Source organism: Roseovarius litoreus (assembly GCF_900142765.1).
Lineage (GTDB): Bacteria > Pseudomonadota > Alphaproteobacteria > Rhodobacterales > Rhodobacteraceae > Roseovarius > Roseovarius litoreus.
The window spans coordinates 148766-167474 of sequence record NZ_FRCB01000003.1; the positions used below are offsets into that span (position 1 = coordinate 148766).

Consider the following 18709-nt stretch of genomic DNA (forward strand, 5'->3'; position numbering starts at 1 on the left):
AGTGGTGGCGGAGCGGAGCGCGCTCAGGCCTGGGGAGCGGGCAGATCGGCGCTGCGGATCGCGCGCGCAAGCGCCTGAACGGCCGGAGTCATAAGGGGGGCGGGCGGCGTCAGCATCCAGACCTCGCGCCGCGCGCTGCTGTCGAGAAGCGGCAGGAAGGCCAGATCCTCATCCGCGCGCTGCATGGCAAGTTCCGGCAGCAGCGTGACACCCGCGCCCGCGCGCACCATGCTGAGCAGCGAGGCGGTGTTGGCCACGTTGAGGCGCGCCGCTTCAAGCAGCGGTAGAAAGCCCTCGTCCTGAATGAGATGGCACAGGCCGTTGGCGATGAACTGGCTGCCATTCAGATCCGACCAACGCAGATCCGACCAGTCGCGCGCGAGCGGATGATCGGACCGGCAGACGACCCCGAAACGGTCGGTAAAAATCAAATGGCGCTCGAATCCCGGCATTGGGGGCAGGGTGGCCAGCCCGATATCGGCCCGGCCCGCGGCAAGATCGTCCTGTACGGCCGCGGAATGGCTGTCGCGCATATCCACATGCACGCCGGGATGCGCCGCCATGAAGCTGCGCAGGATCGAGGGCATGATGACCTGACCCACGGAGGGCGTGACGGCCAACCGGACATGCCCGGCCTCGGCGCGGGACATGCCTTCGATCGCGGCGATGGTGCGGTCGAAATGGTCAAGCTCGCGGCGGGCCTCGGCGTGGATCAACTCGCCCAGGGGCGTCAGGCGGGATTTGCGCGCACTTTCGAACAGGGGCGCGCCGATGTGATCCTCGAACTGGCGCAGCATCATCGACACGGCCGAGGGCGTGCGGCCCAGTACTTCGGCGGCATCCGCAAGGCTGCCTTGTTCGGCGACGGCCCGAAAGCAGCGAAGCATCTCGATCTTGATCGCCAAATTCAGCGCCTCTTCATTTTGAGCGCCAATGTGCGCTATACGCTGAAGTTAAGGGGCTGAGTTCGCACTGTCCAGCCGGTCGCGCGGCGGGGCGGCACGTCAGTCCTGTGCAAGCCAGCCGGTGATGATGTCCAGCAGCGTGGCGGGGTCTTCTTCGTGGGCAAGGTGGCCCAGCCCCTCGATCCGGTGGGTTTGCGCATTGGGAAGCAGGCGGGCGGCGCGGGTCGAGACCTCGGGGGAGACGGCTTTGTCCTGCGCGCCGGTGATCAGCAGGCAGCGCGCCGTGATCCCGGGCAGATGGGGCAGGAGCGCGTCGATATCCCATTGGGCCATCATCTGAAGCGTGGCTTCCACATGGCTGCGGTCGGAAATCAGGCGGGCATAAAGCCCAAGTCCCGCCTCATCCAGCGTTGAGCCCGTGCTTTCGATCAGGCGACGGGCGCGGTCTTCGTGGTTGCGGCCAAGGGTGAAGGCAGTCGCGGTCAACGGGTTCAGCGCCAGCACCTTGGCCAGCATCGGAAAGAGCCAGCCCGCGACACCTTCGAAGCGGTCGAGCGCGGCGTTGATGCCGATCACATCGGGTCGCGTGCCGTCGGGGCGTGTCATGTGGCGCGCAAGATCCAGCGCCAGCGCGGCGCCCGCCGAATGGCCGATGATGGCGTGAGGCTGCCAGCCTTCGGCGGCGCAGAGGGCGGCGATATCCTCGGACATGGCGGTCAGTCCAAGCCGCCGCCGGGTACCAGCGCGGCTGAAGCCCTGCCCCGGCAAATCGAGGGCGACGACGTGGAACTTCCGGGCAAGCGTCGGGATCAGGTCCCGCCAGCTATGGGTCGAGGCAGCGGCGCCATGCAGCAAGAGGAGCATCGGGCCAGCGCCGCTTTCCTGCACGTGCCAGTCATGCGGGCGGTGGCGAATGCGGCGGGACAGGGAATGGAGGGGCCAACCCGCAAGGTCGCGGTTCCAGTCCATCGGCCTAGCCGTCCAAGGCCGTGGATACGGCGGTGCTGATGCGCGCCGCATCGGCCCGTGGCAACGCGAGATAGCGCGCGCCCATGCGGGCGGCCAGTGCGGCGGGCGCATCACCGGGGCGGGTGGCGGTGTCGATCACCACGCCGGGAAAGCCCTGTGCGAAAAGCTGGCGGGCGATCATCTCGGCGTCTTGTGTGGCCTGTGCGCGGTCGCCACGGCCATCGAGCGCCACATTGGCCCGCCCGTCGGTTAGTAGCGCCAGAGCAGGCGAAAGCCCCCGGCCGCGGGATTGCTCGGCTAGCAGGGCGGCGGCCACCAGTCCAGCGGCCAGCGGAGTGCCGCCGCCGCCGGGCATCGCAGCGAGCCGCCGCTTGGCCTGCACCAGCGATCTTGTGGGCGGTAAAAGCACTTCGGCACCGGTGCCGCGAAAAGCCACAAGCGCGACCTGATCGCGCCGGGCATAGGCCTGGACAAGCAACAGCTCGACCGCGCCCTTGGCTTCGGCCAGACGTGCCAGCGCCGCGGAGCCCGAAGCGTCGACCGTGAACACCAGCAGCCGGTCCGAGCGGTCCTCGAAGCGGCGCAGGTGGATGTCCGAGGGGTGGATGATGACCTTTTGCGGCGCGTCGGGTCGTTGGCGACGGCGCACGGCCTGCCATGGTGCGGCGGCGCGCAAGGTCGCGACGACATCGATGCGCGAGCGTCCATCGGGATGGCCGGGGCGTGCGGGCAGCGGACGGCCACGCCGATTGCCCTTGCGCCGTGCTCCGGCGCCTGCGCCGGATGCGCCGCCACGAGTGCTGCGGCCTTCGGCGATCCGGTCCAGAAGCGATGGGGGCAGCAGGGCGCGGACAGCCTCGATCAGCAACTCGTCGGGGATATCCATGGCGCCATCGGTGTCGCTCGCGTCGGTCGGCTGGTCGGATGTGTCCTCGGGCGCGGGTGGCTCGGGGGGGGCCTCATCGTCCTCGTCCTGCGGAAGCATGGTGGCCCGCGTCGGATAGACGAGTTCGGCCGCTTCGCGCAGATCGTCGGCGCTGAGCGCGTCATGGCCGTTCAGCGCGGCGATGGCGCGGGCGGCGCGCAGGGCAAGGCTGGGGGCGCGCAGGCTGTCGATGCCGAAGCGCGCGGCCAAGGCGGTGAGTGTGGTCAGATCGTCGGAGGAGGCGGTGACATGGGCCAATCGGGCACGGGCGGCATCGATATCGCCGGGGGCGGGCAGGCGGGCGATGGCTTCGGGCCAGCGGATGTCGTCCAGATCCACATCAAAGGCCAGCCGGTCGCGCAGTCCTGAGGGGGCCTGTTCGTCGCTGTCGATCCCCTCATCCAGCAGGATCAGGCCATGTCCGCGCGCGGCATCGAGGATCTGGCCAAGACGAGCCGCAAGGCCCGGTGCGGCGCGTTCGGCCATGGGAAGGATCAACAAGGCCGGCGTTTCGGCCAGCCCGGGGTCCAGCACAAGACGCCCCTCGGCCAATGTGGCGGCAATGTCAGGGCCGCCGAAAAGTTGTGTGTCCGAAATCTCGGGGTGGATGCGCCGTTGCGTCATCGGCAGCCGGGTGATCGCCTCTTCGAAGACCTGTCGCACCGGACCGCAGCGCGCCCGCAGGGTCAGCCCGCGCAGCCCCGTCGGGTCCACCGCCAACAGCGCCAGCGCGCGAAGGCCGCGCGACCAGGCCGAGGCGGGCGCAGGCGCGTCGGTCATCCCAGCACATCCGCCACGCAGCGCGCGACGCGGGCGCCCGATCCGGCCTCGTCCAGAGGATCGCGGCGCAGACGGTGGCTGAGCGCCAGAGGCGCCACGGCGCGCAGGTGATCGCGGCTGACGGTATCGGCGCCCTCATAGGCGGCAAGCGCGCGGGCGGCGCGCAGTAGCGTCAACTCGCCGCGCAGACCGTCGGCACCAAGGGCCACGCACAGCTTGGCGCAATCGCGCAGGATGGCATCACCAGCTTCCGTGCTGTCCAATGTGGCGCGGGCCGACAGGATACGGTCGCGGATCGCGGCATCCTTGTCCTGCCATGCGGCAAGGAAAGCGTCAGGGGTCATGTCGAAGGCGTCACGACGGCGGATCACCTCGATCCGTTCGTCGATATCGGTTGGCGAGGTCACCTCGACCGAGAGGCCGAAGCGGTCCAGAAGCTGGGGACGCAATTCGCCCTCTTCGGGGTTGCCCGAGCCGACCAGCACGAAGCGTGCGGGATGGCGGATCGACAGCCCCTCGCGCTCGACAACGTTTTCGCCGGATTGGGCCACGTCGAGCAACAGGTCGACGATGTGATCCTCAAGCAGATTGACCTCGTCGATATAGAGATAGCCGCGATTGGCGCGCGCCAGAAGGCCCGGCTGAAACGCCTTTTCGCCTTGGGTCAGCGCGCGCTCGATATCCAGAGCGCCGGTCACACGATCTTCGGTCACGCCAAGCGGCAGGTCGATCACCGGGGTGGGGCGCTCGATGGTGTCGGTCGTCGTGATCCCGGCCCAGTCGGGGCAGTCGGCGGCGGTGGCGGCATTGACCGGACAGCCCTTGATCGCCGTGATCGGAGGCAGGAGGGCGGCCAGAGACCGGACAGCGGTGGATTTGCCCGTGCCGCGGTCGCCGAACACCAGCACGCCGCCCAGACGGGGTTCGATCGCGGTCAGGATCATGGCCAGTTTCATCTGCTCCTGGCCGACGATGGCGGAAAACGGGAAAGCTGCTGTCATGTCTGTCCTGAGAGTTTTGCAAGCGGTTGGCCGCCATTCCATGTGCCACGTGTATCGAGCACTCGGAAGCGGGCGTAAAGTTCTTCGCGAAACCAGTTGCCGTCGCGAACGGCACGGATGGCGCGGGCATGGGGGCCGTCATGACGCGCAAAGGCGGCCATGGCGTCGGCATCGGGCCAGATCGAGAAGGTGATCTGATGCAGCAGGGGCACCTCGCCGATACCGATCTTGAAGGCGACATTCGGATCGTGCCCGATCACCGCGCTGATATCGGGCACCCGCCGCCAGAACCGCAACGCCGCCGAAGGGCGCACGGTGGCGCGGGTGAGGGCCGCCAATGCGCCGGTGTCCTGATGGTGGTCCGATTGAAACGGGACCACGCCCGACCAGTTCCCACGTACGGAAGTCGGTCCGAGAAATACGCTCCAGGCCTCAATGGCGCGGCGTTCGTAGCGGCGGAAGATCGCGGCATCGCGGGTTTGCTTGCGGGCGGTTTCGAGATCGGGCCATGTCGCGAGAATCGCATAAACAGCGGTGTTGGGCACGGGGGTGAAGCCTTCGCCGGTGCCCGAACCGCAGAGCTTCCAGAAGCCGATGCCGTCAACGCGCGGCAGTGACAACCGCGCAAATCCCATCATGGCGAAGGCCCATAAACGGTCGGCGCCTGAGGAAAAACGATAAAAACTGAGGCTGACGGTTTGTATGGGGCGGCTCCTGCGTGGTCTTGTTGGTGATTATTGACACGGTTTTAGGGTCGTGAAAAGGGCTGCACGTCGAGATTGTCAACTAAACTAGACACGTGTAGTCTTGGCGTATGTTGACACGCGTTGATCCTGAGCTGAGCAAGCAGGTGGCCGGGGCCATGAAGCCCCATGCCATCATCATCGGGGCGGGCCTTGGCGGGCTGGCTTCTGCCATGAGGTTGGGGGCGAAAGGATATCGCGTCACGGTTCTCGACAGGCTCGATTCGCCCGGTGGGCGCGGCTCGTCGATCACCCAGAACGGCCATCGCTTCGATCTGGGGCCGACGATCGTCACGGTGCCGCAGGTGTTTCGCGAGTTGTGGGCGGCCTGCGGGCGGGACTTCGACGCCGATGTCGATCTGCGCGCTCTCGATCCTTTCTATGAAATCCGCTGGCCTGATGGCAGCCATTTCACCGCACGTCAGGATGACGCCGCGATGAAGGCCGAGGTGGCGCGCCTGTCGCCCGGTGATCTGAAGGGCTATGAGAAATTTCTGGCCGACAGCGAGCGGCGCTACTGGGTCGGGTTCGAGGATCTGGGCCGGCGCTCGATGCACAAGCTGTGGGATCTGATCAAGGTTCTGCCGACCTTTGCGATGCTGCGCGCCGATCGCTCGGTCGCCGCTCACGCCGCGATGCGTGTCAAGGACGAGCGCCTGCGCATGGCGCTGTCGTTCCATCCGCTGTTCATCGGCGGCGATCCGTTCAATGTCACATCGATGTATGCGCTGGTCAGTCATCTGGAAAAGGCCTTTGGCGTGCATTACGCCATGGGCGGCGTCGATGCGATTGCCCGGGCCATGGTGCGGGTGATCGAGGATCAGGGCGGCATCATGCGCCAGAATGCCGAAGTCGATGAGATCCTGCTCAAGGCGGGGCGTGCGCGGGGCGTGCGCCTGACCGGTGGCGAGATCGTGACTGCCGATATCGTGGTGTCGAACGCCGATGCGGGCCACACCTATGACCATCTGCTGCGCAATCACCGCAAACGCCGCTGGACGCCGGCGCGGCTGAAACGCTCGAGATGGTCCATGGGGCTCTTCGTTTGGTATTTCGGTACCAAAGGCACGTCCGAGATGTGGCCCGATGCGGGCCATCACACGATCTTGAGCGGTCCGCGTTATGAGGGGCTGGTCCGCGACATCTTTCGGACGGGCGTTCTGGCCGATGACATGAGCCTTTATGTCCACCGGCCCAGTGTGACCGATCCCGGCGTGGCCCCGGAGGGCGGTGATACGTTCTACGCGCTCAGTCCTGTGCCGCATCTGGGCCATGCCAATCCCGTTGACTGGTCCGAAATGGAAGAAACCTATCGCCAGAAGGTGCAGTCGGTTCTTGAGGAACAGCTTTTGCCGGGTCTGGGCGATCATCTGTCGGCGTCATGCGTGTTCACGCCGGACACGTTCCGAGATCGCTATCTCAGCCCTTATGGGACCGGCTTCTCGATCGAGCCGCGCATCCTGCAGAGCGCATGGTTCCGCCCGCATAATGTGAGCGAAGAGGCCAAGGGCCTTTACCTCGTGGGGGCGGGCACACATCCCGGCGCAGGCCTGCCGGGCGTGATTTCCAGCGCCGAGGTACTGGATCAACTGGTGCCCGATCCGCAAACGGTGATGCCGTCATGATCGATCCGCGCGACATGGAGCATTGCGTCGAGGCGATCCGGCATGGGTCTTTGTCTTTCCATGCGGCGTCCCGGCTGTTGCCGCGCTCTCTGCGTGATCCGGCATTGGCGCTTTATGCGTTTTGCCGGCTGGCCGATGATGCGGTGGATTTGCACGATGCCAAGGCAGATGCGGTCCTTTCGCTGCATGAGCGGCTGGACAAGGCCTATGCGGGGCGGCCGCGCAATGCGCCGGCGGATCGCGCCTTTACCGCCGTGATCGAGGATTTCGACATGCCGCGCGCCTTGCCCGAGGCGTTGCTGGAGGGGCTTGCATGGGATGCCGGTGGCCGGCGTTATGCCAGCCTGTCGGAGCTGCGCGCCTATTCGGCGCGGGTGGCGTCGGCGGTTGGAGTGATGATGTGCGTGTTGATGCGCGTGCGGGATCGCGATGCGCTGGCCCGGGCCTGCGATCTGGGCGTTGCGATGCAGCTGACCAATATCGCCCGTGACGTGGGTGAGGATGCCCGCGAGGGCCGGCTTTACATGCCGACCGAATGGATGGAGCAGGAGGGCCTGGCGCCCGAGGCGTTTCTGGAATCGCCGCGCCCCTGTCCCGAGATGGCCACCATGGTCCGGCGCCTGCTGCGTGAGGCGGATGATCTGTATGTGCGCGGGGCGTCGGGGATCGCCGCGCTGCCCCTGGCATGCCGTCCGGGCATTTTCGCCGCGCGGCATATCTATGCCGGGATCGGCGGACAGGTGCGTGCGGCGGGGCACGATTCGATTTCGCGCCGTGCACGCACGGGGGGCTGGCAGAAGATGGGCTGGCTTGGTCTGTCGATCCTGCAGGCGGGCGGCTCGGTCGTCATGCCCGGATCGCCCCTGATCTATGCGCAGCCCTTGCCGGAAACGGTATTTCTGGTCGAAGCGGCGGCGGATGCCAAGCCTGCGACCGATTGGAGCGAGACGCTTTACGAAACTCTGGCCGAGCTTAAGTCAAAGGACAAGGAGCGCCGTATGGCGTTGCCCCGGACGGGTGCGCAGGTTAGAGAGACCGCATGATCTGGCTTTATTTCGGAATTTTCCTTGCTGCGTGCTTCGCGGCAGGCTCGACCGGTGGGCTTTTTCCGCCGGGCAAATGGTATGACGCGCTGCAAAAGCCAAGCTGGACACCACCCAATTGGCTTTTCCCCGTGGCGTGGACCCTGCTTTATCTGTGCATGGCGGGGGCGGGTGCTCGGGTTGCCGTCAGCCCCGATAACGGGCTTGCGATGGCGCTGTGGTCGCTGCAAATCGCCCTGAACGGTCTCTGGACGCCGGTCTTTTTCGGGCTGCGGCGGATGAAACTCGGGCTGATCGTGCTGAGCGCGCTTTGGGCGGCCGTGGCCGCCACGATGGTGGCCCTTTGGCAGGTGGACTGGATCGCGGGGGCGCTGTTCGTGCCCTATCTGTGCTGGGTGTCAGTGGCAGGCGCGCTGAATTTTTCGGTGTTGCGCCTCAACCCCGATGCAAAACCCGCACGCGAAGAGGCCTGAGCCGGGCCTTTTCAGTCGCTGAACCGCCAACCCGGACGCCGCGGCACCCGCACGGCAAGCATCGGCTTGAGCAGCGGTGACCGGAACCGGGTGAGGTCCAGCGCCTCGTGCACGCCCACCGTTTCCTCGCCATCGATGCAGGTGCGCACTGCCGAGCGGCAATAGAACGGCGCATCCAGCATCGCCTTGACCTGTTGCGGCTGGTAGCCTGGATCAGCCCGCGTGTCGCGCGCCACCGCCCAGAGGCTTCGGCGGAACGGGGTCTTGGGCGGAGGGCTGTCGATCGCCTCGGCGCGGCCTGCGGCATCGAACCGGATCCCGACCCCCAACTCGCTGCCATCGAGGCGCTTTGCATCATAGAAACAGGTGCTTCCGCCGCCGGTCGGATAGCGGCCCCATGTCCAGTGACTGAAATCCTGCTCAAGCGCGCGGGTGCCGAAATTGGCATCGAAATAGCCATGCCCCGTCCATGTCCAGCCCGGCGCATCGAGATTGACCTCGATGTCACATGTCGGCGCGAAGGGCCGCCAGATATGGGCGCCATCCGGGGTCAGAGGCATTTCCACCGAGGTGAGTGCCGACGGGATGACCCTGATTTGGCCCCGCACCCGCGAGATCATCGGCGGTGACGAGATTTCATTGATATCGATCACCAGCGCGTTGCCCTGCCAGCGCAGTGACGAGGGGCCGACGGTAAACTCGGTTTCGGTCTGGCGAAGGGCGGCGCGGCCACGGTCGGTCATGGTGAAGCGCCCGCCGGGTCCGTAGGTCGCGACATTGATGCAGACATTGTTGTCCGGCGAACGGCGGCCTGACCACGCATACCAGGGCGAAAAGACCGACCCTATGAACGCGATGACACTGAGGGCGCGGGTGCCGTCGTCGCTGATCCCGTCGATATACCACCATGCGTAGCCATTGGCCGGGACGTCGAGGTTGAAGTTCGGTCGCTCAAGATCGCCGCGGCCGCGTGCCGGCCTGAGAGGGTCGCCATCGGGACGCCCGCCCCCGGATGCGTTCCGCCCCCCGCCAGATACAGTCCCGGTATGGGGCTGCGCGCGGTGGGGCGCTGAAAGGCCGCTGTCATGCCATGCGGGCTCTGCCCGTAAAGGGATCCGAGCGAGGCTGGAAACAGCCGGTCGAAGCCCTGTGGCGTTGTCAGGGCCTCTGGCCCCGGGATCGGATCGAAGCTCAGTCCGAAGCGGACCAGCGTCTGGAATGTGCGTGTCCGGCATGTGTCGAACTCCTCTTGGCGGGGGGTGGCCGGGTCAAGCGGCGGTGCGTTGGCGATAATCTCGAACCGTTCCGGCGAGGGCAGGGGGCCGGGCAGCCCACGATCCTGCGCGCAGATATAGAGCGTTGGATCGGGATGCAGTCGGCCTTGCTCGAGCGCGTCGAATTCGGGCTTGGGATCGTCGCGGAAAAAGACGTTGTGATGGGCAAGCTCGGGACCTTGCGGCGTGGCGGCGAAGGCCCAGACCTCGGCCGATAGGCTCCGACCTGCCCGCATTGTCTGGGGCGCAGCGGCATCGCAACCGGGACCAAGCGCGCCGGTGGCCAAAGCACGAGGATCGCCATTGAAGATGACGGTGCTTGTCGCGATGCGGGTGCCATCGGTCAGGATCACGGCGCTCACGCGTCCGCCCTGCCGCTCGATCCGTTCCACATGTGTGTCAAACCGGGTTTCGGCGCCGCGTGCCTGCGCCAGATCGCATAGCGCCCGCGCGAGACGGTGCATGCCGCCCTGAACAACCCAGACCCCCGCCGCCTCGGCCTGCCAGATCAACGCCAGAAGGCCGGGAACCCTGTAGGGCGATCCCCCGACATAAGTGGCGTAGCGCCCGAAGAGTTGCGCAAGGCGCAGATCGTCGAACGTGCCATGCAAAAGCCCGGCCAGTGTCGAAAGGGGCGCCATGGGTCGAATCAGATGCGGGTGGCGCATCACATGTGCGGCAAGCCCCGGCAGCGACGGGGCGGCAGCACGCATCATGGGGTGTTCGAACCCTTGAAAGAGGGTCCGCGCCCGGGCCGAAAAGGCGCGGAACTGCCGCGCGGCGTTTGCTCCGGCGAAGGCGTCGATCGCCTCGGCACTGTCGGTTTCCGTGTCGAACAAGTCCAGACGGCTGCCATCGGGCCAGAAATGCCGGGCCAGAATGCGCTGTGGAACAAGGGTCACGTGATCGTCGAGCCGCTCGCCCATTTCCGCGAAAAGCTCGTCGAAGACGGCGCGCATGGTCAGCACCGTCGGGCCGGTATCCACTGGGCCTGCGGGGCTGTCCAGGCAGCGCATCTTGCCGCCGGGGGCGGGCTGCCTGTCCAGCAGAAGGACGGGCAGGCCCTCGTGAGCCAAACGCGCAGCAGCAGCGAGGCCGGCAATGCCGGCGCCGACGACGACCACGCGATCTTTGGCGGTTATGCCCGATGCGTTTGCTGTCATGGGTTGATTGTTGACTCGGCAAGGCAAACTGTCCAGTATGATTTACACATTGCCTGTCCTATTTTGTGGACAGGTCGCAAAAAGGAGGCCTCGATGCCACTGACCGAGCGGATCGAAGCGGCTATCTCCTGCGCCATTGCCAGGGCGCGGGCCGGAAGGGCCCCAAGGCAATTGAGCGCGGCATTGGATTATGCCACGGCGCCCGGCGGCGCGCGGATACGTCCAACGATCTTGTTGTCGGTGGCGATGGCCTGCGGAGACGACCGGCCCGATGTGTCCGATGCGGCGGCCAGTGCGCTTGAATTGATCCATTGCGCGTCGCTTGTGCATGACGATCTTCCCTGTTTCGACGATGCCGATATTCGGCGCGGAAAGCCGTCTGTGCATCGCGCCTTTTCCGAGCCTCTGGCGGTGCTGGCGGGCGACAGCCTGATCGTACTGGCCTTCGAGGTGCTGGCGCGGCAGGCGATCACCGATCCGGCGCGCGCGGCGCGGCTGATGACCGCGCTTGCGGAGCGCACCGGAATGCCCGGTGGGATCTGCGCGGGGCAGGGCTGGGAAAGCGAGCCCGAGGTCGATCTGGCGGCCTATCACCGCTCGAAGACCGGCGCGCTGTTCATCGCGGCCACTGAGATGGGGGCCATCGCGGCGGGCCATGATCCCGATAACTGGCGCGATCTTGGTGCCTTGATCGGCGAAGCGTTCCAGGTGGCGGACGATCTACGCGATGCGTTGCTGGACGAGACCACGCTTGGCAAGCCCGTGGGTCAGGATGCGCTGCATGGCCGGCCCAATGCGGTTGCCAAGCTGGGCGTTGACGGGGCCAGCAAACGCTTGTCGGATATTCTGGCGGGGGCGATCGCATCGATCCCGTCCTGTCCGGGCGAGGCGGATCTGGCCCGCATGGTTCGCAAGACTGCGGAGCGTATCGTGCCCAATGTGCCGGCGACGGCAGGCCGGGCCTGAACGCCGTGGCGGCGCAGGACCCTCCGGCGCGTGGCGGTTTCGATCTGACGCGGTGGCTGAACCGGCTGATCGCCCGCCCCGATATCCAGAGCCTTGCCGCAAGACTGCCCTTCAGTCGCGGGCTTGCACGGCGCGACGGTGCTGAGATTTTCGAGATTGTTCAGGGCTTTGTGCGTTCCCAGGTTCTGGGGGCGCTGGTCGAGTTGCGGGTGTTGCCGTGGCTGATGGAGCGGGATGCCTATCCTGCCGAGTTGGCGCAAGGCGCGGGCATCGCGCCCGAGCGGATGGAGATCCTTTTGCAGGCCGGTGCCGCCATGGGGCTGATGAAGCGCCGTGGCGATGGCCGGTTCCGCCTGTCGCGCAAGGGGGCCGCTTTGATCGGCGTGCCGGGCCTCGAGGCGATGATCCGGCATCACCACGTTTTTTATCAGGACATGGCCGATCCCGTGGCCTTGCTGCGCGGCGAGGGCGAGACGGGTCTGGCTCAGTTCTGGCCTTATGTGTTTGGCGCAAAGGGCGATATCCCGCCCGAAGACGCGCTGCGCTACTCGGACCTGATGGCGCAGTCACAGGAGCTGGTGGCTCAGGATACGCTGCGGATGATTCCGCTGCGCGGTGTCAGCCGTCTGATGGATGTGGGCGGCGGCTCGGGGGTGTTCGTGTCGCATGTGGCGCGGCGGTATCCGCGAATCGCGCTGAGCGTGTTCGATCTGCCCGAGGTGATCCCGGATGCGCGAAGGCGTCTGGGATCGGCCGGGCTCGATGGGCGCGTGATCTGCTGTGCGGGCTCGTTTCGTGACGGTCCGCTGCAGACCGGGGCGGATGCGATTTCCCTGATCCGGGTGCTTTATGATCACGATGACGCAACCGTGGGCGATCTTTTGGCCAAGGTGCATGCCGCGCTTCCGCCCGGCGGGCGGCTGATCATATCCGAGCCGATGTCGGGCGGCGCAAGGCCCGATCCGATCTGCGATGTCTATTTCGCCTTCTACACAATGGCGATGGGCACCGGGCGCACGCGCTCGGCTGCGAGAATCGCGGAGCTGTGCGAGGCGGCGGGTTTCGAAGCCGTACGCGTGGCCAAGGCGCCACGCCCCTTTGTCACCAGCGCCTTGAGTTGCAGTAAGCCGCTGTAAGGCTTTTGCAAACAATCTCCTCTCATATGTAAACTAAACTTGACACTTTGGTGTGTGTCTTTAAACTTACAAATAGGCCTGCAATCCGCGCTGAGTCTGTCGACCAGCAGGGGGCCCAAGGAAACAAGGAGATGTTAATGGAGGCCCGCGCTGTCTTTTTGAACGGTCCAGAGGATCTTCACTTGGACACTCTCGCGCTCAAAGCGCCGGGAGCCGGGGATCTGGTCGTTGACATCGCGCATTCCGGAATCTCCACCGGCACCGAAAAGCTGTTCTGGTCAGGCCGGATGCCGCCCTTCCCGGGCATGGGGTATCCGCTTGTTCCCGGCTATGAGGCGGCAGGCGAGGTGGTCGAGGCCGCGCCCGGCACCGGTTTCAAGCCTGGGGATCATGTATTCGTCCCCGGTGCAGATTGTTTTAACGGAGCGTTCGGTCTTTTCGGCGGCGCCTCGGCGCGTCTGGTGACGAAGGCCGACCGCGTCACGCGAATCGATCCGGTCCTCGGGGCCGAAGGCGCGCTTCTGGCTCTCGCGGCTACGGCGCGGCACGCGATGGCGGGGCTCGACAAGGCCGTGCCCGATCTGATCGTGGGGCATGGTGTGCTGGGGCGCTTGCTTGCGCGGCTGACCATCGCCGCCGGTGCGCCCGCGCCCACCGTCTGGGAGACGCAGGCCGACCGGCGCACGGGCGCCACGGGATACCAGGTGATCGCCCCAGAAGACGACACGCGCCGTGACTATGGCGCGATTTACGATGCCTCGGGCAATTCGGCCATTCTCAACGATCTGGTGGGCCGCATCCGCAAGGGCGGCGAGATCGTTCTGGCCGGGTTTTATCCCGATGCGCTGAGTTTCGCCTTTCCGCCCGCTTTCATGAAAGAGGCGCGGTTCCGCGTCGCGGCGGAATGGGCGCGCGATGATCTGACCGCGACCGCCGCATTGGTGAATAGCGGCGCGCTGTCGCTGGAGGGGCTGATCACGCATCGCGCCTCGGCGCGGCAGGCACCCGACGCCTACCGAACGGCATTCGAAGACAGCGGATGCCTGAAAATGATACTTGATTGGGAGGACGCCGCGTGAAGGACGAAGTACCGAATCTGAAGGATTTCGACAAACGCCTGCGGGATGAGGCGGCTGAAGAGCCGACCCTGGAGGTTCCTCATGGGGAGCCGACCTCGAAAACCCAGATCATCGCGATTTACGGCAAGGGCGGGATCGGCAAATCCTTCACGCTGGCCAATCTCAGTCACATGATGGCCGAACAGGGCAAGCGCGTCCTGTTGATCGGCTGCGATCCCAAATCCGATACGACCTCGCTTTTGTTCGGTGGCAAGGCTTGCCCCACGATCATCGAGACCTCGACCAAGAAGAACCTCGCCGGCGAGCAGGTGCAGATCGGCGATGTCTGCTTCAAGCGCGGCGGTGTCTTCGCGATGGAGCTTGGCGGGCCGGAAGTGGGTCGTGGCTGTGGTGGTCGCGGGATCATCCATGGCTTCGAACTTCTTGAAAAGCTGGGCTTTCACGATTGGGATTTCGATTATGTCCTGCTTGATTTCCTGGGCGACGTGGTCTGTGGCGGCTTCGGCCTGCCGATCGCGCGGGACATGGCGCAGAAGGTGATCCTTGTGGGTTCGAACGATCTGCAATCGCTGTATGTCGCCAACAATGTCTGCTCGGCGGTCGAGTATTTCCGCAAGATGGGTGGCAATGTCGGGATCGCCGGTCTGGTGATCAACAAGGACGATGGCTCGGGCGAGGCGCAGGCTTTTGCCAAGGCGGTGGATATCCCCGTGCTGGCGGCCATTCCGCAGGATGACGATCTGCGCAAGAAATCCGCCAATTACCAGATTGTCGGCACGGCCCAAAGCCAATGGGGCGCGCTGTTTGCCGAGCTGGCCGAGGCGGTGTCTCTGGCGCCGCCGGTGCGGCCTGCACCGCTGGATCAGGACGGGCTTCTGGCGCTGTTCGACGGCTCGGATACCGGAGCGGGTGTCACGCTGGAGCCCGCGACCGACGAGGACATGCGCGGCAAATACGCCGTCACGCGCGAGAGCCTGGAGGTGATCTATGACGAAGCATGATCAGTCCTGTGACCGCCGCCTGAACGAAGTCCGCGAAATGCTGGCCCGGGCCCGCCCCGACCAGATTCGCCGACTTGTCGAGGATATCCGCCAATCCGGCCAGCAAGAGGACACCCGGGGGACTGCATGAGCGAAGAAGTCACATATGACGACGCCGCGACTGCGCAGGTGATCGAAGGCAAGTCCGACGCGCCGGCCCCTGAACTGCAGGGCGATCCGGGGCTTGGCTGCCACTCGGGCGCCGAGATGGAAAAGGCCGCCCGCATGGCCGGCCAATCCGAGCTGCTGGACCAGTATGCCAAGGACTATCCCCAAGGTCCGCATGACAAGCCGCAAAGCATGTGCCCCGCCTTTGGTTCGCTGCGGGTTGGGCTGCGCATGAAACGGGTGGCCACGGTGCTCTCCGGTTCGGCCTGCTGCGTTTACGGTCTGACCTTCGTGAGCCATTTCTACGGTGCGCGGCGGTCGGTCGGCTATGTGCCGTTCAATTCCGAAAGCCTGGTGACGGGGAAGCTCTTCGAGGATATCCGCGACAGCGTGCACGAGCTGGCCGATCCCGACCGCTTCGATGCGGTGGTTGTGACCAATCTGTGCGTGCCAACCGCCAGCGGTGTTCCGCTGCGGCTTTTGCCGAGTGAAATCAACGGCGTACGGATCGTCGGCATTGATGTGCCGGGGTTCGGAATTCCAACCCATGCCGAGGCCAAGGACGTGCTGGCCGGCGCGATGCTGAATTATGCGCGCAAGGAAATCCAGGCCGGCCCGGTGCCCAAGCCCGAGGGCGGTGTGTCCGACAGGCCAAGCGTGGCCCTGTTGGGCGAGATGTTCCCGGTCGATCCGGTGATGATCGGCCAGATGCTGGCGCCCATGGGGCTGGCGGCAGGGCCGGTGGTGCCATGCCGCGAATGGCGCGAGCTTTATGCCGCGCTGGATTGCGGCGCGGTCGCGGCGATCCATCCGTTCTATACCGCCGCCGTCCGCGAGTTTCAGGCCGCAGGCCGCCCCATCGTGGGCAGCGCGCCCGTAGGGCATGACGGCACCGCCGCCTGGCTGGCGGGGATCGGTGACGCGTTCGGTTTGTCCGCCGACAAGGTGGCGCAGGCGCAGAATGCGTTTTTGCCGGCGATCAAGGGCGCGCTGAGTGCAGCGCCGATCAATGGCACGATCACGTTAAGCGGATATGAAGGCAGCGAACTGCTGGTTGCCCGGCTGCTGATCGAGAGCGGTGCGGATGTGCCTTATGTGGGCACCGCCTGCCCGAAAACCCCGTGGTCGGAAGCGGATGCCGAATGGCTGCGCGCCCGCGGTGTGACGGTGAAATTCCGCGCCTCGCTGGAAGACGATTGCGCGGCGATGGAAGGACTGAAACCCGATCTGGCCATCGGCACGACACCGGTTGTGCAAAAGGCCAAAGAGCTCGCGATTCCAGCGCTTTACTTCACAAACCTCATCTCGGCGCGACCGCTGATGGGACCTGCAGGGGCAGGCAGCCTGGCCGAGGTGGTCAATGCCGCCATGGCAGGCAAGGCGCGCATGGAACATATGCGCGAATTCTTTGAGGGTGTGGGCACCGGCGATACCGCCGGTGTCTGGGAGGGCGATCCGAATATCCGCGAGGATTATCGCGCCCTGAACCTCAAGAAACTGGAAAAACAGCGCCGCGCCGCCAAGGCGCAGGAGATGATCTGATGGGTGTCCGGGGGCAAAATATCCGCTTCGGTATCACGTCGGTATCACGTCGGTATTGCGTCGGTGCGACTCACCGCGCGAAAGGCGGTGCGCCATGCTGATCCAGGATCATGACCGGGCTGGCGGCTATTGGGGGGCGATCTATGCCTTCTGCGCCATCAAGGGTCTGCAGGTGGTCATAGACGGTCCCGTGGGCTGCGAGAACCTGCCCGTGACCTCGGTGCTGCATTACACCGATGCGTTGCCGCCCCATGAGTTGCCGATCGTGGTGACGGGGCTTGGCGAAGAGGAATTGGGCCGCGACGGCACCGAAGGCGCGATGAAGCGGGCCTGGGGCACGCTTGATCCGGCACTTCCCGCCGTGGTCGTCACCGGCTCGATCGCCGAGATGATCGGCGGTGGCGTGACGCCGATGGGCACCAATATCCAGCGTTTCCTGCCGCGCACCATCGACGAGGACCAGTGGCAAGCCGCTGATCGCGCGATGACCTGGCTGTTCACCGAATTCGGAATGACCAAGGGCAGGATGCCCCGCGAGAAGGCCCGCGAGGATGGCGCCGCGCCGCGCGTCAACATTCTTGGCCCGATGTATGGCACGTTCAACATGCCGAGCGACCTGCACGAGATCCGCCGTCTGGTCGAAGGGATCGGCGCCGAGGTCAACATGGTGATGCCGCTTGGCGCGCATCTGGCCGAGATGCGCGATCTGGTGAACGCGGATGTGAACATCTGCATGTATCGCGAGTTTGGCCGGGGTCTGTGCGAGGTGCTGGAAAAGCCCTATCTGCAGGCGCCCATCGGGGTCGAGAGCACGACGAAATTCCTGCGCAAGCTGGGCGAGCTTCTGGGGCTGGACCCCGAGCCGTTCATCGCCCGCGAAAAGCATTCGACGATCAAGCCGGTCTGGGATCTGTGGCGCAGCGTCACGCAGGATTTCTTTGCCACGGCCAGTTTCGGCATCGTCGCCAACGAGACCTATGCCCGCGGCATCCGCAATTACCTCGAAGGTGATCTGGGACTGCCTTGCGCCTTCGCGGTGTCGCGCAGCGCCGGGACCAAGACCAACAACGAGGAAGTGCGCGCGCTGATCGGGCAGGCACGTCCGCTGATCCTGATGGGGTCGATCAACGAGAAAATGTATCTCGCCGAGCTGCAGGGCGGGCATGGGCCGAAACCGGCCTTCATCCCCGCCAGCTTCCCCGGTGCCGCGATCCGACGGGCCACGGGAACACCGATGATGGGCTATGCGGGGGCCACGTATCTCTTGCAGGAAGTGTGCAACGGGCTGTTCGATGCGCTGTTCCACATCCTGCCGCTCGGCTCCGAGATGGACGCCACTGCCGCCACGCCGACGCCGCTGCGCCGCGACTTCCCCTGGGACGAGGACGCGCAACGCGAGCTCGACCGGATCGTTGCCGGCCATCCGGTTCTGACCCGAATTTCCGCAGCAAAGACCCTGCGCGACGCCGCCGAGGAAGCCGCCCTGCGGCAAGGCGCCGAGCGCGTGGTCCTGGAAACCGTGCAAGCCCTGTCGCCCGAGGGGCGCCAGGCACAGCCAGTTCACAAGGAGGACTGACATCATGACCGACATGACATCCAACCCGCCGCAGCGCAGCCATCACGGTCGTCGCCGCAGCCTGGAATTCAAGGTCTATTTCGCGACGATCTTCATCGTGGCGCTGCCTTTCGCAACGGTCAGTTACCTGCGCGATGTCGGGGCGCTCCGCACGTTGAACCTGCGCGGCCCGCTGGCCCGCGCATGGTCCGAGGCGGATCGCACGACGCCATTCATATTCTCGGCCTGAGCACGTCCAAGTGCTCGGTGATCCGAGATCCAAGCTGCCTGTCCGAAAGGGCGGACAGAAACCTGAGGGACCGTGAAGGCCCCGAAGGCACCCGGCCGCGGGGTTCGCGGCGTCAGCATAACGTTCCGGAGG

The 18709-nt window shown here is 65.5% G+C and carries 18 protein-coding genes; 11 read left to right on the forward strand and 7 right to left on the reverse strand.

All coding sequences use genetic code 11. From position 1 onward, the window contains the following. Positions 1 to 23 precede the first annotated feature (23 nt). The 5 genes from F3H35_RS07175 to crtA all read right to left on the reverse strand — a co-directional run bounded on the left by F3H35_RS07175 (position 24) and on the right by crtA (position 5284). Positions 24 to 905, reverse strand: coding sequence for a LysR family transcriptional regulator (locus tag F3H35_RS07175; protein WP_149778941.1), 882 nt, complete (start codon positions 903 to 905; stop codon positions 24 to 26). A 99-nt stretch (positions 906 to 1004) separates the two neighbouring features. Further along, positions 1005 to 1874: an alpha/beta fold hydrolase BchO gene (bchO, locus tag F3H35_RS07180; RefSeq protein ID WP_149778942.1), complete on the reverse strand. Its 870-nt coding sequence runs from the start codon at positions 1872 to 1874 to the stop codon at positions 1005 to 1007. A gap of 4 nt (positions 1875 to 1878) precedes the next feature. Further along, the gene (locus F3H35_RS07185; protein ID WP_149778943.1) at positions 1879 to 3579 is read right to left on the reverse strand and encodes a magnesium chelatase subunit D; all 1701 of its coding nucleotides are present in this window, start codon (positions 3577 to 3579) and stop codon (positions 1879 to 1881) included. Beyond that, positions 3576 to 4580, reverse strand: a complete 1005-nt coding sequence (bchI, locus tag F3H35_RS07190; protein WP_149778944.1) for a magnesium chelatase ATPase subunit I — start codon at positions 4578 to 4580, stop codon at positions 3576 to 3578. Before bchI ends, F3H35_RS07185 begins: the two co-directional genes overlap by 4 nt. Then, the gene (crtA, locus tag F3H35_RS07195) at positions 4577 to 5284 is read right to left on the reverse strand and encodes a spheroidene monooxygenase (protein ID WP_188129925.1); all 708 of its coding nucleotides are present in this window, start codon (positions 5282 to 5284) and stop codon (positions 4577 to 4579) included. Before crtA ends, bchI begins: the two co-directional genes overlap by 4 nt. A gap of 110 nt (positions 5285 to 5394) precedes the next feature. On the opposite strand from crtA, the gene F3H35_RS07200 reads away from it, so the two are divergent. The 3 genes from F3H35_RS07200 to tspO are packed head-to-tail and all read left to right on the forward strand — an operon-like array spanning position 5395 to position 8464. Beyond that, complete coding sequence (locus F3H35_RS07200; protein ID WP_188129907.1) at positions 5395 to 6948, forward strand: phytoene desaturase; 1554 nt, start codon at positions 5395 to 5397, stop codon at positions 6946 to 6948. After that, positions 6945 to 7991 carry a 15-cis-phytoene synthase gene (gene crtB, locus F3H35_RS07205; protein WP_149778946.1) on the forward strand — a complete coding sequence of 349 codons (1047 nt, stop codon included), beginning with the start codon at positions 6945 to 6947 and terminating at the stop codon, positions 7989 to 7991. The genes F3H35_RS07200 and crtB overlap by 4 nt, the downstream gene beginning before the upstream one ends. Continuing rightward, complete coding sequence (gene tspO / locus F3H35_RS07210; protein WP_149778947.1) at positions 7988 to 8464, forward strand: tryptophan-rich sensory protein TspO; 477 nt, start codon at positions 7988 to 7990, stop codon at positions 8462 to 8464. The genes crtB and tspO overlap by 4 nt, the downstream gene beginning before the upstream one ends. Before the next feature lie 11 nt (positions 8465 to 8475). Here tspO and crtC read toward each other — a convergent pair whose 3' ends face one another. Both crtC and crtD read right to left on the reverse strand, forming a co-directional pair. Next, on the reverse strand, positions 8476 to 9354 hold the full coding sequence (gene crtC, locus F3H35_RS07215) for a carotenoid 1,2-hydratase (protein WP_149779197.1): 879 nt from the start codon (positions 9352 to 9354) through the stop codon (positions 8476 to 8478). Next, the gene (crtD, locus tag F3H35_RS07220; protein ID WP_149778948.1) at positions 9309 to 10901 is read right to left on the reverse strand and encodes a 1-hydroxycarotenoid 3,4-desaturase CrtD; all 1593 of its coding nucleotides are present in this window, start codon (positions 10899 to 10901) and stop codon (positions 9309 to 9311) included. Before crtD ends, crtC begins: the two co-directional genes overlap by 46 nt. A 93-nt stretch (positions 10902 to 10994) precedes the next feature. Here crtD and F3H35_RS07225 point away from each other — a divergent pair, with 93 nt between their 5' ends. From F3H35_RS07225 to pufQ, 8 genes are all read left to right on the forward strand, one after another. After that, positions 10995 to 11867: a polyprenyl synthetase family protein gene (locus tag F3H35_RS07225; protein ID WP_149778949.1), complete on the forward strand. Its 873-nt coding sequence runs from the start codon at positions 10995 to 10997 to the stop codon at positions 11865 to 11867. 5 nt (positions 11868 to 11872) lie between these two features. Continuing rightward, positions 11873 to 13003 carry a methyltransferase gene (locus tag F3H35_RS07230; protein WP_149778950.1) on the forward strand — a complete coding sequence of 377 codons (1131 nt, stop codon included), beginning with the start codon at positions 11873 to 11875 and terminating at the stop codon, positions 13001 to 13003. 137 nt (positions 13004 to 13140) lie between these two features. Continuing rightward, positions 13141 to 14082 carry a chlorophyll synthesis pathway protein BchC gene (bchC, locus tag F3H35_RS07235; RefSeq protein ID WP_149778951.1) on the forward strand — a complete coding sequence of 314 codons (942 nt, stop codon included), beginning with the start codon at positions 13141 to 13143 and terminating at the stop codon, positions 14080 to 14082. Then, positions 14079 to 15083, forward strand: a complete 1005-nt coding sequence (locus F3H35_RS07240) for a chlorophyllide a reductase iron protein subunit X (protein WP_149778952.1) — start codon at positions 14079 to 14081, stop codon at positions 15081 to 15083. The genes bchC and F3H35_RS07240 overlap by 4 nt, the downstream gene beginning before the upstream one ends. Next, positions 15070 to 15213 (forward strand): hypothetical protein, encoded by a 144-nt coding sequence (locus F3H35_RS18815; RefSeq protein ID WP_188129908.1) that lies wholly within the window; start codon positions 15070 to 15072, stop codon positions 15211 to 15213. Before F3H35_RS07240 ends, F3H35_RS18815 begins: the two co-directional genes overlap by 14 nt. Continuing rightward, positions 15210 to 16772, forward strand: coding sequence for a chlorophyllide a reductase subunit Y (bchY, locus tag F3H35_RS07245; protein ID WP_149778953.1), 1563 nt, complete (start codon positions 15210 to 15212; stop codon positions 16770 to 16772). The genes F3H35_RS18815 and bchY overlap by 4 nt, the downstream gene beginning before the upstream one ends. 94 nt (positions 16773 to 16866) lie before the next feature. Beyond that, the gene (bchZ, locus tag F3H35_RS07250; protein WP_149778954.1) at positions 16867 to 18348 is read left to right on the forward strand and encodes a chlorophyllide a reductase subunit Z; all 1482 of its coding nucleotides are present in this window, start codon (positions 16867 to 16869) and stop codon (positions 18346 to 18348) included. Positions 18349 to 18352: 4 nt separating this feature from the next. Next, on the forward strand, positions 18353 to 18577 hold the full coding sequence (gene pufQ, locus F3H35_RS07255; protein ID WP_149778955.1) for a cytochrome PufQ: 225 nt from the start codon (positions 18353 to 18355) through the stop codon (positions 18575 to 18577). Positions 18578 to 18709: the final 132 nt, after the last annotated feature.